The sequence below is a fragment of the Pseudomonas sp. Z3-6 genome, from assembly GCF_051131985.1.
Classification (GTDB): Bacteria; Pseudomonadota; Gammaproteobacteria; order Pseudomonadales; family Pseudomonadaceae; genus Aquipseudomonas; species Aquipseudomonas zanjanensis.
This window is the reverse complement of the sequence record NZ_CP071644.1, coordinates 4,335,734-4,349,794: the sequence shown is the minus strand read 5'-3', so window position 1 is coordinate 4,349,794 and position 14,061 is coordinate 4,335,734. Positions and strand designations below refer to the sequence as shown.

Sequence of the window (14,061 nt, the reverse complement as noted above, 5' to 3'; positions counted from 1 at the left end):
TTTTTAGAGTTGACAATATGGAAGATTGGAGATTGATGCATGTATGATATTTTTCGCAGTTCTTTCTCCAAGGATTATCGTGTGGCCGATGAAAGCCTGGCTACTCTGGATATTCAAGGCGATGACTATAGAGTGTCTAAACTGACGTCGGAGTTTGGAGGGTGTTCATTTGATAGAGCATTATACCGAGTGATGACGCCTAGCTCGGTTGAGGAGTGGAACCAAACTATTGAATATGCGTTTCCCAATTTCGATGGACGCGTGCAATGCTTTGGTTGCGATTGGCTAGGGCGTATATTTGCGCTTGATTCAGGCCGGTTGGAAGAGGGGCATCCTGGAGTTGTTATGTTTGAGCCAGGAACCGGAGAGGCGCTAGAGATTCCTTGCAATATCGTGACTTTCCATAACAAAGAATTGATTGAACACCGAGAAGCGGCTTTAGCTGTTAGCTTCCATATTCAGTGGCTAGCTCAAGGTTCTGCTCCTGGCTATGAAGAATGTATCGGATACAAGGTGCCATTATTTCTCAATGGTAAAGATGTTGTCGAAAACCTAGAGGTTTCAGACCTTGATGTCTACTGGACATTAATAGGCCAAATAATTAGGAAAACGATGGGGCTTCCTCTAGGTTCATTGCTGGCGAATATTGTGCTTACTGATGAGGGGGAGGAGGGTAGAGTCTGATGAGGCTAACAATGCGGTCGAGAGTCTTAGTGGTGTCTTCAATAGCTGCTGAAGTGACTAATAAAATAATGCCTTAAAAATATTCCCAATCTATTGCGAGTGAGAGTTGTGTCGAAAATTCTATCTATATTTCTACGCGCCATGATAGTGGTGGTTCTGCCGCTGGCGTTGTCTAGTTGTTGTCTGATAGAGATGGAGCAGGTTTTTTTTGACGAGCTTCGTATTGAGAACAAGCTAGCAATACCAATAATATATTGCAACGAATTCGATGCTACGACCTGTTCTGAGGTAGTCCAGAGCGGCGGAAGCTACAGCGTAATTTTCGTTTCGCACGTTGATAATGATAGTGACGAAGAGAGGTTAGAGTCATTTGATCGTCAAAACATTAAGGTCTGTGGAAAGGTCCTCGATATCAAGCTGATTCGCTCAGTGTCGCCAATAGTCAAACGTGACAAGGACCATTCCGAGATCATCATCGATAGGGCAGTAAGCGATAAATTTTGCCAGCAATGAACCTTTTGGGTTGGGCGCATCGACCAACGCGCTAGAGAAGTCGGAAGGCAACATCTCTTCGAGAAAAGGGACTCTAATAAGTGAAATTTACGATGACCGTAGTCGAGAAATTTGAGCTTTCAGGTGGGGTTACGATCCTCGCTTGTAAAGGCTGTAATTCAAGTATTGATGTTGTCGGTAAGCGATTTTACCCGGTTTCTGGTGATGAGGTTCGACAGGCTCTGACGGTAGTTGGTGAGCGTAAGATGCTAAATCAACAATCAAATCTTGATTACACGGTTATTGAAATAATAGATTTTGTGGAGCTGTCGCAAGAGGAAGCAAGAAGTGGGCGTTGGCAGTTGCTTGTAGAATAAAGTAAAGACGGGTTGGCGGGGGGCACGTCTTCTGTGTGGCATCTGGGAAAGTCCCTACCGTTTTGGTTGGAGGTGTGGTCTGTCCCTGTATTAGTATTTGTGTAATTTATAAATAATGTGAGAAAATTTAATGAGAAAAATGACGGATGAAGAAAAGGTTCAGTTGAAAAAGAGAAAGGACAGGTTTGATGTGTTTCGCAAGGAACGTATGCCCGTTCTACATGATTTTGCGAAAATATTAGGTTGTGAAAGTCCTCATGAAATCCTGATTGTGCCTGAAAAGTTTTTACCTTATATAAGTAGATATATGGCAGTGCAAGATGTGAGCGATAGCAATCGCATTTGGTTGATGACAAGGATTGGCTATTTTATTGGGGAGTGGCTTGTTGGTAAATTTGACGGGTGCTGGGTAGTTGATGAAAGCGTTGAGTCAAAGACCTTTTCGAGGTATGTGATTGGAGAGTTTGGGACCTTTGGGTCAGAAAAAACCATAGATCCATTTTCTTTGGCTCAAGCATATGTCGATACTCGACCGCCTAGAAATTTGATCGAGCAGTTGGATTTGGTAGTAAATTATTTTGAGGACTTCTGAGGTGGTATGAGGCGCGGAGACGGATAGCGGCACGCGGTCACTGTTTTCCAGTATGGGACGATTTTTTTGTTGAGCTAGAAGTGAGAGTGGATTTCCGCTTTAATTTATCAAAGAGAAGTTAATATGGAGGTGATAGTGACGTTGTTAGATCATTTTATTGATGGGAGAGATACAAGTATTGAAGCTGCAAATCGTTTAGAAGTGTTGATTGATAACGCTTATCCAGAAGATGATTTTTTGCAAGCGACGGTGGAAGTTTTGGCGTGCTATCGCCCTGAAGGTGGAGATTTTGTTTTTGATGTGAATCAAGTGCGAAATCGTCTTGTTGAAACTCGAATTTATTTGATAAAAATCGTTTCCCTATGAAGACTGGTCCGAGACATAAAGGAGCAGTGGGCAGATCACTTTGATTCTCTGCTAACGCAGCTTGAGTTTGCGAGAAGCGGGGGGCAGACCACGTTTTCTGATGAAATTGAAGCAATGATCGGGCGGGGAGCTCAGTGTGGCCGACCGGGGCACCCGGAAAGCGATGCTGTCTTGGTTTGGAAACGTAGTTTGTCTCCGTTTTTTCCTTAAGTAGAGGCGTAAAGGTGGCGATAATTTTTATTATTCCTTTTCATGTTCGGCCGCTTGAGTCGTCAATCATGCCGTCCGATTTTTCTGGGGCATATGTAAGTTGCTATGCGTCTGGAATTGATTATGTTGATGCTACTCAGAAATCGCTAAAGCGGCTCTCTGATGATGGTCTGTGTCCAATTGAAATTCTGGAGCCAATCCATGAGATGAACTCTGGAGACTGGTTCGAACACATAAAAGAGCAGTGGGTAGATCACTTTGAATCTATGCCAACGCAGCTTGAGTTTGAAGAGGCGATGCAGAACAACAAAGTGGTATATGGGCCTTTTGGTTCATATTCCTAGCAGTGGAGCTTCTGGAGGTAGTAGTTTTTTTGCTTCATCCATCTGCTGATTCATTACAAGTGAATTGATCTTGTGGGCCAGTGGTGTTATGTCAGTAATCCGCTGAATCCATTCTTCGGTATATAAACGGACGGCCTCTTGGCTGAGGCCTATCTGGATGGCACGATACGGCAGTGGTTGCAGTAGTAGATTGCGCTCTGGGTCCCACTGAACACGTACCGGGGAGCGGCTTTTGAGTTGTTTCCATTCCTCGTGGCTCATGTTAGGCTCAGAATGGCTAGAGCAGCTATGTGCCAGTGCCCACTCGAAACCTTCGCGTGTTATGTCGATGGCAAGGATGCGTTTTTGGCCTTCGTCCTTGAATCCCCAACCGGCGCGATACATCATCCACAGAAATGATGGCTTAATCCACGTCATGCGCTCCATTTTAAAGGGAGGCGAAACAAACGTTCCGCGTGTTAAGGCGCTGTCGGCAATGGCATCGGAATAGGCTTGATAAACACGAATGGTTTTATCGTCATAAACAGCGCGAATTTGTTGGAGAGCAGTTTGATTCATTGCTTTTCTCGCTGTAACTGATCGGTTTGAAAGGTCTTTTTATGGGGGCGCCGCGAATGAAGGAGAGATCGTGCATGATGGGCCAAGAATACACCCTATGGGAAAAGCCTGAAGCCCCCTCGGCTGGGAATGGGGCCTCTCTACGGTAAACCAAGGAACCACCACCATTCGTCCCCGCCAGGCAGGAAAAATGGAGGTAAGCCGCATTTTCTGATGAAATTGAAGCAAAGATTGGACGGCGAGCTCAACGAGGCCGTCCGGGGCGCCTGGGAAAGCGATTGCTGTCTTAATTTAGAAAACGTGGTCTATCTCCGTTTCCCCCCGGCTGCCTAACCAGAGTCCCAAAAACAAGATGGAAAAAATGTGTCCGTTCAAGATACTGATTGGGTTGGGTTTGATGAGTTGGTCGACACTTGTTTTTGGGTTTAGAAGGGGGTGGGTAAAGAGAGAGGACATTTTTGATTACGCTGTCAATCAGCTTGTGAGTGGCAGTCATGCTAGCAATGAGAATGTCGCTATCATTGCTGGGGGGGAGGATTTAAATGATGATGAACTTGTTGGTCTGATTTTAACGCTAGAGAGCACAAATAGTGCATCAGACGTAGATAAGTGGCGACTGGGATTCTTATTACGGATAGAAGCATTAGATGGCTCTTACGAAGAGAAGATAAATTTCCTTCAGGAAGCTTATGCGGATTTTGACTACCCAGAGGATATGTCTTCTTGCAGCGTATATTCTCACGATGAGATTCCTCCGCTTTTAGCAATGCGTGATGTTGTGGCTGCATTGAAAGAACGGTTTTTGCTTGTGAGAAGCGGGGCAGACCACGTTTAAGCAATTATCGGACGGGGAACTCAGCGAGGCCGGCCGGGAGGGGCAGCGCAGCGATTGCTGTCTTGGTTTTTGGAAATGTGGTCTGTCCCCGTTTACTCGTAAAAACTGGTGAAATGAATTTTATGAAATACTACGAAGCCGATAGCGTTAGGATAAAATTTGACCGGTTAATTGCGAGTGAGAGCGATGTCAAGAATTTTATTTGTATCTCTAGGCGTCCTTAGAATATTGGGTTTGCCGCTGGTGTTGTCTGGTTGTTTTCTGGCACAGAACTTGGAAGAACAAGTTTTTTTTACGAGTTACGCATTGAAATAAACTTGCCGTGCCAATAGCTTACTGTGAAGACTTCGAAGCTGCGTCTTGTCCTAACGTGGTCCAGAGTGGAGGGAGCGAGCGAGAAATTTTCAGTTCGTACGTCGAAAATCGCACTGATGAAGAGAAGCTAAGGTCATTCAATCGCCAAAAGATCAAGATCTGTGGGAAGCTCGTTGAACTCAAGCTAATCAGCTCAGTTTCACCGGTAGTCGAGCATGACAAAGATCATTTCGAGATCATCATCGACACTTCGGTGAGCGATACGTTTTGCCAGTCGGAGGTATCAGGATAACGGGGGACAAATTCTGAGGGATCCCCATAAATCTACTCCAATACCAGTGCCTCTTGATGTACCTCTGCTCGCAACGCGTGCTCAAGCCTCTTAAAGGTGCTTCGAGAATTTGAGCCGCGTCCGCAGAACGTGTCTGTCCCGGAGGGTTCTGCGCGCGCATCGGGCTCTCGCGTAGGAAACTTCTGAAAATCCCACCAAAAGCATTATTCTATTCCTAAGCCTCTCGCCGAAGGTTTTCTGTCGCGTTACGCTCTGGATGTCGCTGCACATTCAGCGACCGGGCTTGGTAACCCGGTGGAATAAGGCGTAACAGTGCACGGACAGGATTGCAGGCTTCCAGGCCTGCGATTTTGTTTTATGGCAGCTGTGCGTGGGACGTCTTCTGACGTGCCGGTTTCCTTGATTCCCCGGTTTACCAACCTGCGCACAGCTGCCACCCATTCGCTTGGTAACGGATGCGGCAGCTCTTCGAATCAAGGGAGTTGAACAATGCATATCAATAGATCAAGAAAACGGCCTCATCTGCTCCGCAGCTCTGTATCGAGGTCCTGCTGCATCTCAGTCAGTGGAGATCGCAAATGACCGAACCAGCAGAAGCAAAAACCATCGGCTACACCCCATTCCATTATTGCTCCGATCGTCCGCTGTTCCGCGTCAACGGCGGTGTTCCGTTAAATGAAGCGCTGCAACAAGCGTTAGATCTCTTGCATCTCGCCTACCGGCTTGCAGAGGACGCAACTTTCGAAAGGAAGACGGACCGTCATGCTTGGGCCGCTCATTATTTAATGGAGATGAGCAAGGCAGTGATTGACGATGTAGTGAAAGTCATGACGGTTAGACCCGGGGAATCGAAGCACTCCAATAGCTAACGACACACCGGGACTGCAAGCATTCCGATTCGTCGGAATGAGGACAGGCTGGGGCAGACCCGGGATATGGGGGGGGTATTGGTGAACCCAGATCGTGTTCTGCCCCCCGGTTTTCCACGATATCCAACCTCGCTGTTGAAGTAATGAAGGTAGGACTGAAAAAATATGGCCTTTTACATTGAAATGGACAAGATTGCTGATACCGAGGATTACGTTGACTACTCTTTTGGGCGGGGTACGGATGTAGGTGTTCTTAGGCTAAACAAAGTACGGGGAACGCTAACGGTACTTGCTGCGTGCCCATTAGACCAAGACGGGGAATGGACGCAGAGGGCAAGCATGAAATTGGCGAGGCTCTGGAAGGAAGGTGTATATCCTGAAAAAACTCAATGGGCCTCGTAAGCTGGCAAACAGATTTTTTTGCAGAGCGGGAATTAGCGAGCTTTGCTCGCGATGACGGCGGCACATTCAGCATCGAAGCCAACTGATCCACCGCTATCGCGAGCAAGCCCCGCACACAGGGGGGCTGTGCTGGTCGAGAAACCGAGGTTCACCACCCATCCAGTGTGGGAGCGAGCCTGCTCGCCATGATGTCGGCACATTCAGCATCGATGCCAACTGATCCACCGCCATCGCGAGCAAGCCCGCTCCCACAGGGGGCTGTGTTGGTCAGAAAACTGAGGTTCACCGCCGATCCAGTGTGGGAGCGGGCTTGCTCGCGAAGGTATCGGCACATTCAGCATCGATGTTAGCTGATTCACCGCTTTCGCGAGCAAGCCCGCTCCCACAGGGCCTCAGCCCAAATCCCCAGCCGCATGCCGCTCCGGCACTTGGCTCGCTTCATCGCCCCACGTGCGGTTGACCCGCTGCCCACGTTGTACGGCCGGGCGCTTGGCGATCTCTTCCGCCCAGCGCTGCACATGGGTGTATTCGTGAGCACTCAGGAATTCGGCGGCGCCGTACACGTTGTTGCGCACCAGTTGCCCATACCAGGGCCAGACCGCGATGTCGGCGATGGTGTAGTCATCGCCGGCCAGGTATTGGCTTTCGCCAAGGCGGCGGTCCAGGACGTCGAGTTGGCGCTTGGCTTCCATGGTGAAGCGATTGATCGGGTATTCGAGTTTCTCCGGCGCGTAGGCGTAGAAATGCCCGAAGCCACCGCCCAGGTAGGGCGCAGAGCCCATCTGCCAGAACAGCCAGTTCAAGGTTTCGGTGCGACCTGCCGGGTCGGTGGGCAGGAGGGCGCCGAATTTTTCCGCCAGGTAAAGCAGGATCGAACCGGACTCGAAGACACGGATGGCGGGTTCCACGCTGCGGTCCAGCAGGGCCGGGATCTTGGAGTTGGGGTTGATCTCGACAAAGCCGCTGGAGAACTGGTCGCCCTCGTTGATGCGGATCAGCCAGGCGTCGTACTCCGCGCCCGCATGACCCAGCGCCAGCAGCTCCTCCAGCAGGATGGTCACCTTCACGCCGTTGGGCGTGGCCAGGGAGTAGAGCTGCAGCGGGTGCTTGCCAACCGGCAAGGTTTTGTCATGGGTCGGCCCGGCGACTGGGCGGTTGATGCTGGCGAAATGGCCGCCAGACGGGGCGTCGTTTTTCCAGACCTTGGGCGGAACGTAGGACGCTTTACTCATCGGGACATACCTCATCGTTGCTTGCGGTGTGATCCCCCAGAGTCTACCGCTGTTCGTTCATGATTCGTGCGACTTCACCGGACGCCTTGAGTTTTTCGAAAGCGAGTTGGGCCTTGGCGACCACGTCATCCGGCGTGCTCAGGCTGAAGGCCAAGTGGACTCTGTGAGGTTGTTCGTCGAGGGTATAGACCTCTTCCAGCGAAGTGAAATCCACCTGGGCATCCTTGCTCATCAGGCGCGCGGTATTCTCCGGCATCGGCAGTAACTGGATCTGGCGATTCAGCAGTTTTTCAAAGTTGTCGTGGTTGTTGGCCGAGATGACCAGCCGGGTGAATCCACGTTGTTGCAGGTAGATCTGCTTGGCGTCGTTTCGCACCACGCCGATGCTGTACTGCTTGGCTTCTTCGAGGCTGTTGGCGGCGATGTCTTTATTGTCGCGCAATTTATAGAGCCGGCTCGCCACGCGATGTATTTCACCCACCCATTTGAATAATTGTTCGCGGGCCGGGGTGCGGTCCAGCGGGAAGATCAGCACGTTGGGCTCGTGCAGCGCCTTTTCGTAGGCCCGGGCCCATGGGTACAGCGACAGGCTGTAATCGGTGAGCTGCGCGCTTTTCAGCGTTTCTTCGGCGATGCGAATGCCCGGCCCGATGACCTTGTCGTCACGCTGATGGGCGTACAGGGAGTCTTCGGTCACGACTTCGATCGTGTCGGCGTGGCTGTGCAGGCTGATCGAGGCGAGTAGCAAGCACGAGCAGAGTATCAGGCGATAGTGCATAGATAGACCTCATGGCGCGCGAGAGTAATTACAGGGCGACGCGGTCGCGTCCCTGGTGTTTGGCCCGGTACAGCGCCTGGTCGGCGCGTTGCAACAGTTGATCGAAATGGTCCATGGTCTGCGGGTCCAGGACGGCGACGCCGATGCTCACGGTGACGAAAGGTGAAACCTTGGAACCGCTGTGGGGCAGCTCACGTTCCGCCAGGCTGGCGCGCAAGCGTTGGGCGGCTTCGCAGGCTTGGGCCGCGTCGACGTTGGGCAGGACCACGACGAACTCTTCGCCGCCTACGCGGGCGGTCAGTTCGCCTGAGCGACCGAACACAGTGCGCAGGGTTTCGGCGATCTCTTTCAGGCACAGGTCGCCCTGCATGTGGCCGTAGGTGTCGTTGTAGATCTTGAAGAAATCGACGTCGCACATGAGCACGGCCAGCGGGGTGTTGTGGCGGATCGCCCGGCGAAACTCGATCTCCTTCAATTCGTCGAAATAGCGACGGTTGGCCAGGCCCGTCAAGGCATCGTGACGGGACAGCGCTTCAAGCGACTGGTTCGCCGCCTTCAGTTCCGCCGTGCGTGCCTCGACCAGTTCGGCCATTTGATCGCGGCTGGCGGCCAAGGCCAGTTCGTCCGAGTGTTGGCGTTCGAGGTGCGCGCGCAGATTGTCCTGGAGTTCATTGACCTGGAACTCGAGCAGGCTCAGTTCGTCCTGGCGCTGCACCGCTCGTTGCAGCTTGAGATGATGCTTGAGGGTGTGCGGCGCGAGTTCACCCAGGTGACGGGCGATATGCACCACATGCACGGTCACCAGGCGGTTGAACATGGTCATGACCAACCCAGCCAGCAGCAAGGACTGGATAAGCTGGGTGATGACGATGCCGCGTGCTTCGCTCCAGAGGCGCTCCCACAGCAGGTTATTGTCGCCTTCAATGGTCAGCTCACCGACTTTTTCATGGGCCCCGGCGTAGGGGTGGGCAATGAGTTGGCGATGCAGCACCGGCACCACGCCCGATTGATCGACGGTGTAGCGCTTGAGTTCGATGACTTCCGGCGCTTGTCCCGGGCGCAAGATGTTCAACACCACGCGACCCACGGGAGCGGCCGCGGCGACGCTGGTGATTTGCTGGTCGAGGGATTCACGGTCCAGTTCCCAAATGGCGTAGGCCAGGGTGTTCTGGAACACCTGATCGATCAGGGCCAATTCCGAATTCATGTCCGCCAGGTTGTTTTCCCAAGCCTGCCAGGTGCGCCAGGTGACCATGGCCAGGGTAAAGACCAGGCAGAACAACAGCGTTGCCAGCACCAGGCGCCGGCCCAGGGAGCTGAACGCCTTGGTCTCTGGTGGCAGGGAGGACGTCGTGCGGAAAGGGTTATCCATGTCATAACCATTTGCGCAGGATGGCGTCGTAGACCCCGTTGCGCCGGATGGTCTCAAGGCCAACGCGGAACTTCTCCACGGTTTCGGCCGGCGTCTTGCGGCTGAACGCCATGCTCAGGCCGTCCGGGCTGCTCAGCTCGGGCAGCGCCAGGGAGCGGATCAGCACCTTGTCCGGGTCTTCGCCGTTCTGGCGCGTCAGGTACAGCGCGTTGAGCTCATTGGAAATCCACAGCTCCACGTGGTCGACCTTGAGCTTGCGGTAGTTGTGTTCGTACTTGGTGCTCGACTGCAAGTCTTCGCCGATGCGAAAGCCTTTCGAGACCAGGTACTGCTCGCCCACGTCCTGATTGACCGTGGCGATCTGGTGACCATGGGCATCGGCCAGCGAGTTGAGTTTGACCGGCCGGTCTGCCAGGGAATAGATGTACCACTGCGTCGGGCCAATGGTGCCGACCCACTGGAAAAGCGATTGCCGTGCAGGCGTGCGGACGATCGAATAGATCAGCACATTGCTTTCATTGAGCGCCATTTCGTAGGCCCGGGCCCAGGGCATGGGCTGGATGGGTGCGTCCATGCCGACTTCCTTGAGCACGGCCTGGACCACCTCGGTGCTCATGCCGGTCACGCGCCCGTCCTGCGTCATGTTGTAGGGCGGCAACTCCTCCGTCACGATGCGCAACGGTGTCTCTGCCGCGCAAGCGCTTGCAGCGAGGAACATCAGGACGCCCCACATCAGCAGGCGATTCAGCGGCAAACCCATTGATCATTACCCTATGCAACTGGCAGAGCCCGGCAAGGCCAGGGGCTATCATTGATAGGGTTATCGGCTGGGCTGGCGCCGGCTTGAATCCGGCCTGTCGGAACCGCCAGCCCAGCCGATGGGGGGCGGTAAATGCCCAGGGGAAAGCTTTTGTGGGAGCGGGCTTGCTCGCGAACGCAGACTGTCAGCCAACGATGATGTTGAATCTGATAATGCCTTCGCGAGCAAGCCCGCTCCCACAGGGTTGCGCAGTTGTGCTCATGCCACATCAATGCAAGGTAACGCCCTCAAGCCTTGACCCAACGCTGGCGACTCCAACCGCTTAACGTATCGACGGCCAACACCAGCAACAGCATCGCCAGAATCACCGTGCTGCCTTGGGCTTCCTGGAACAGGCTGAGGCTGACGTAGAGCATTTGCCCCAAGCCCCCGGCACCGACGAAGCCGAGCACGCTGGCCATGCGGATATTGTTTTCCCAGCGATACAGGACATAGGCCAGCAGTTGCGGCAGGAGATTGGGCAGCGTGCCGTAACAGAACGCCAACACGGCGTTGCCACCCTGCAGGCGGATGGCGTCGGCAGGTTCCGAGGGGGTATTTTCCAGGGCTTCGGCGAACAGCCGGCCGAGCACGCCGGTGGTGTGTAGCGCCAAGGCCAGGGTGCCGGCATTCGGGCCGAGCCCCGCGGCGAGGACCATCAGCGCGGCCCACACCAGTTCTGGAACGGCACGCAAGGCGTTGAGCACCAGGCGCGATGCGCTCTGCAGGGGCCAGCCAAAGCGCCCGGCTGCCGGCAAGGCCAACAGCAGGCCGAACACCGCCGCGAGCAGGGTGCCCAGGGCCGACATGGCCAGGGTTTCCAGGGCGCCGTGACCGATCGCCTTCAAATGAGCCAGGCTCAGGTCTGGACTGAAGAAACGCTGCGCATAAGCGCCCATCTGGTGCAGATTGCGACTGTCGCCGAGCTCGCCCAGGTCGATGCCGAGGTAAACGAACGAGGCGATGACCGCCGCGCCGAGGCACAGGACAATGGCCGCGTTGATCAGGCGATTCATGCCAGCCTCCAGCGCAGCAGGCGGCTGAGTTGATCGGCGAGCAGCACCAGTGCCAGGAATGTCAGCAGCAGGCTGGCCACTTCGCCGCCGGCGAACATGCGCAGCGACAGGTCCATCTGCTGGCCCAGGCCCCCGGCACCGACGAAACCCATCACCACCGAGGCGCGGATCGCGCACTCCCAGCGATACACCGTGTACGACAACAGTTCCGCCGCGACATTGGGCAGGATCCCGTAGCAGAAGGCGACGAGTCGGCTGCTGCCGGACTGCAAGAGTGCGTGGGCCGGACGCTGGTCGACCGATTCGTAGATTTCCGCGTAGACCTTGCCCAGCATGCCGCTGTAGGTGATCGCGATCGCCAGTACGCCGGCCGTTGGGCCGAGGCCGACGGCGCGGACGAAGAGCAGTGCCCAGACGATTTCCGGGACGCTGCGCAAGAAGATCAACAGGCCGCGTACCGGCCAGCGCAGCAGTTGGCCCCAATAGCCCGGGTGGCCGGCACGGGAGGCCGCCGACAGTGACAGGGCGCGGCTGGCCAGCAGGCTCGCGGGCACCGCCAGCAGCAACGCCAGGGCCATGCCCGCCGTGGCGATGGCCAGTGTCTGCAAGGTGGCCTGCCACAGCAGTTCAACGAACTCGTCGCCATGGGCGGGCGGCCAGAACGCCGCGACAAAGCGGCCCATCTCGCTCTGGCTGTCACTCGCCACCAATACGCTGAGGTCCAATTCGCTGAACCGGATGCCCGGCCACAGCAGCACAAGGGCCAGCAAGCTGATCAGCAGGCGAGGGCGGGTGGCGGGGTCTCGGGTATCGCGTGTCAGCATCGGGGGATCTGCACGCTCAAGGTAGTAGGGGGCGTTGGTGAAGGCTGCAGTTGATCGTTGGCGTAGAGCGTGTCGAGCAGCGGACGGTCGACCGCCTCGGTGGGCAGGTCGAACAGGATCTGCCCCTCACGCAGGCCAATGACCCGGGAAAAATGCGCCAAGGCCAGTTCCACCGCGTGCAGGCTGGCGACCAGGGTCACGTTGTGTTCCCGGGCATGCTGGCAAAGCACCGAAAGCGTGTGTTCGGCCAATACCGGGTCCATGGCCGAAACCGGCTCGTCGGCCAGCAACACCTCCGGCGCCTGGTACAACACCCGGGCGATGCCCACGCGTTGTAGTTGACCGCCGGACAGTTGCTGGCATTGCGCGAACAGTTTGTCGCCCAGGTCCAGCCGGGCCAATGCCGCCCTGGCGCCGGGAATGTCCAGCGGGTGCAGCAGATTCAACAGGCTTTTACCGATGCCCCACTGACCGAGCTTTCCGGCCAGGACCGCCGTGACCACCCGCTGGCGTGGCGGCAGGGGCGGCGCTTGGTGGATCAGGCCGATGCGCGCGCGCAAGCGCTGCCGCTGACGGGCAGGCAGCTGCCAGGCACGCTCGCCGAGCAGCTGCACCTCGCCGTTGCCCGGGCGCAGGGCGGTGGCCAGCAGATTGAGCAGGCTCGACTTGCCGGCACCGGACGGGCCGATGACCGCGACCTGTTCGCCGGCGCCGATGTGCAAGTCGATGCCCCGCAACGCCTGGACGCCGTTGGCATGGGTCACGCTGACCTGGGTCAGTTGCAGGGTCATTTGAGCAGTTCGGCGGCGCGCGCGGCTTCCTCGATGCCCTTGTAGTTCTCAGGCTTGGTTTCGATGAAGCGGCTGGCGGCTTGCAGGTCGAGGATTTCCTTGTCCTTCGGGTTGGCCGGATCGAGGGCCAGGAAGGCCGCCTTGATCTTGGCCGCCAACGCCGGGTCGAGGGTTCCGCGCACGGTCCAGTTGTAGTCGAAGTAGGTGGGGGTGGTGGCGAACACCTTGACCTTGGCCGTATCGACCTTGCCGGCCGCGACCAGTTTTTCCCAGACGCTGGCGTTCAGCACCCCGGCGTCGACCTTGCCGGCCTGGACCCAGGCGACGGTGGCGTCATGGGCGCCCGAATAACCCACGCGGCTGAAGTAGGTTTCCGGCTTGATGCCGTCCTGGAGCATGAAATAGCGCGGCATGAGGCTGCCGGACGTCGACGACACCGAACCAAAGGCGAAACTCTTGCCTTTGAGGTCGGCCAGGGATTTGACGGCAGGGTCGGCGGTGATGAATTTACTGGTGAACTGGGCGTCCTGTTCGCGCTGGACCAGGGGGATGGCGTTGCCGGTTTTCAGGCGCGCCTGTACGAAGGTGAAGCCACCCAGCCAGGCCATGTCGATCCGGTCGGTGGCCAGCGCCTCGACCACGGCCGGGTAGTCGCTCACGGGGACGAACTCGACCTTCATGCCGGTCTGCTGTTCCAGGTAAGCCCCCAGTGGCTTGAACTTGCGCAGCAGCTCGGTCGGGGCTTCGTCGGGAATCGCGCTGACTTTCAGGGTGTCGGCGGCCTGCGCCAGCCAACTGCAAAACGACAGGGCAACACCAGCGGCCAACGCCAAGGACGGCTTGAGCATGAAGGATCTCCGATACAGGAAGGCAAGGAAATATTGAAGCGTCAGCCCACAGGGGTGGTACGCCG

16 protein-coding genes are annotated in these 14,061 nt (G+C 55.7%); 7 read left to right on the top strand and 9 right to left on the bottom strand.

All coding sequences use genetic code 11. The features are described 5' to 3' along the window. Window positions 1–39: 39 nt before the first annotated feature. The 5 genes from J3P88_RS18715 (at window position 40) to J3P88_RS18695 (ending at window position 3,065) form a co-directional block, all read left to right on the top strand. Complete coding sequence (locus J3P88_RS18715; RefSeq protein WP_434570899.1) at window positions 40–684, top strand: T6SS immunity protein Tdi1 domain-containing protein; 645 nt, start codon at window positions 40–42, stop codon at window positions 682–684. A 605-nt stretch (window positions 685–1,289) separates the two neighbouring features. Further along, entirely contained in the window at window positions 1,290–1,553 is a 264-nt protein-coding gene (locus J3P88_RS18710) for a hypothetical protein (protein WP_434570897.1), read from the top strand. Window positions 1,554–1,692: 139 nt separating this feature from the next. Continuing rightward, window positions 1,693–2,145 carry a hypothetical protein gene (locus J3P88_RS18705; RefSeq protein ID WP_434570895.1) on the top strand — a complete coding sequence of 151 codons (453 nt, stop codon included), beginning with the start codon at window positions 1,693–1,695 and terminating at the stop codon, window positions 2,143–2,145. A 135-nt stretch (window positions 2,146–2,280) separates the two neighbouring features. Continuing rightward, entirely contained in the window at window positions 2,281–2,511 is a 231-nt protein-coding gene (locus J3P88_RS18700) for a hypothetical protein (RefSeq protein WP_434570893.1), read from the top strand. 278 nt (window positions 2,512–2,789) lie between these two features. Then, on the top strand, window positions 2,790–3,065 hold the full coding sequence (locus J3P88_RS18695; protein WP_434570892.1) for a hypothetical protein: 276 nt from the start codon (window positions 2,790–2,792) through the stop codon (window positions 3,063–3,065). On the opposite strand, the gene J3P88_RS18690 is transcribed toward J3P88_RS18695, so the two are convergent. After that, a complete protein-coding gene (locus J3P88_RS18690; protein WP_434570890.1) occupies window positions 3,054–3,623 on the bottom strand; it encodes a DUF4291 domain-containing protein in 570 nt (189 codons plus the stop codon). The genes J3P88_RS18695 and J3P88_RS18690 overlap by 12 nt on opposite strands. A gap of 361 nt (window positions 3,624–3,984) precedes the next feature. On the opposite strand from J3P88_RS18690, the gene J3P88_RS18685 reads away from it, so the two are divergent. Both J3P88_RS18685 and J3P88_RS18680 read left to right on the top strand, forming a co-directional pair. Next, entirely contained in the window at window positions 3,985–4,458 is a 474-nt protein-coding gene (locus J3P88_RS18685) for a DUF2247 family protein (RefSeq protein ID WP_434570888.1), read from the top strand. Between the two features lie 1,185 nt (window positions 4,459–5,643). After that, window positions 5,644–5,934, top strand: coding sequence for a DUF3077 domain-containing protein (locus tag J3P88_RS18680; RefSeq protein ID WP_434570886.1), 291 nt, complete (start codon window positions 5,644–5,646; stop codon window positions 5,932–5,934). Between the two features lie 794 nt (window positions 5,935–6,728). On the opposite strand, the gene yghU is transcribed toward J3P88_RS18680, so the two are convergent. From yghU to J3P88_RS18640, 8 genes are all read right to left on the bottom strand, one after another. Then, complete coding sequence (gene yghU, locus J3P88_RS18675; protein ID WP_434570885.1) at window positions 6,729–7,568, bottom strand: glutathione-dependent disulfide-bond oxidoreductase; 840 nt, start codon at window positions 7,566–7,568, stop codon at window positions 6,729–6,731. A gap of 43 nt (window positions 7,569–7,611) precedes the next feature. Then, complete coding sequence (locus J3P88_RS18670) at window positions 7,612–8,346, bottom strand: substrate-binding periplasmic protein (protein ID WP_434570883.1); 735 nt, start codon at window positions 8,344–8,346, stop codon at window positions 7,612–7,614. A gap of 28 nt (window positions 8,347–8,374) precedes the next feature. Next, a complete protein-coding gene (locus J3P88_RS18665; protein ID WP_434570881.1) occupies window positions 8,375–9,718 on the bottom strand; it encodes a GGDEF domain-containing protein in 1,344 nt (447 codons plus the stop codon). Window position 9,719: 1 nt separating this feature from the next. Beyond that, a complete protein-coding gene (locus J3P88_RS18660; protein ID WP_250963663.1) occupies window positions 9,720–10,478 on the bottom strand; it encodes a substrate-binding periplasmic protein in 759 nt (252 codons plus the stop codon). A gap of 287 nt (window positions 10,479–10,765) precedes the next feature. Further along, window positions 10,766–11,533: a phosphonate ABC transporter, permease protein PhnE gene (phnE, locus tag J3P88_RS18655; RefSeq protein ID WP_434570879.1), complete on the bottom strand. Its 768-nt coding sequence runs from the start codon at window positions 11,531–11,533 to the stop codon at window positions 10,766–10,768. Next, window positions 11,530–12,357 carry a PhnE/PtxC family ABC transporter permease gene (locus J3P88_RS18650; protein ID WP_434570877.1) on the bottom strand — a complete coding sequence of 276 codons (828 nt, stop codon included), beginning with the start codon at window positions 12,355–12,357 and terminating at the stop codon, window positions 11,530–11,532. The genes phnE and J3P88_RS18650 overlap by 4 nt, the downstream gene beginning before the upstream one ends. Further along, on the bottom strand, window positions 12,351–13,148 hold the full coding sequence (locus J3P88_RS18645) for a phosphonate ABC transporter ATP-binding protein (RefSeq protein WP_186707369.1): 798 nt from the start codon (window positions 13,146–13,148) through the stop codon (window positions 12,351–12,353). Before J3P88_RS18645 ends, J3P88_RS18650 begins: the two co-directional genes overlap by 7 nt. Next, window positions 13,145–13,996 carry a putative selenate ABC transporter substrate-binding protein gene (locus J3P88_RS18640; protein ID WP_186707370.1) on the bottom strand — a complete coding sequence of 284 codons (852 nt, stop codon included), beginning with the start codon at window positions 13,994–13,996 and terminating at the stop codon, window positions 13,145–13,147. Before J3P88_RS18640 ends, J3P88_RS18645 begins: the two co-directional genes overlap by 4 nt. Window positions 13,997–14,061: the final 65 nt, after the last annotated feature.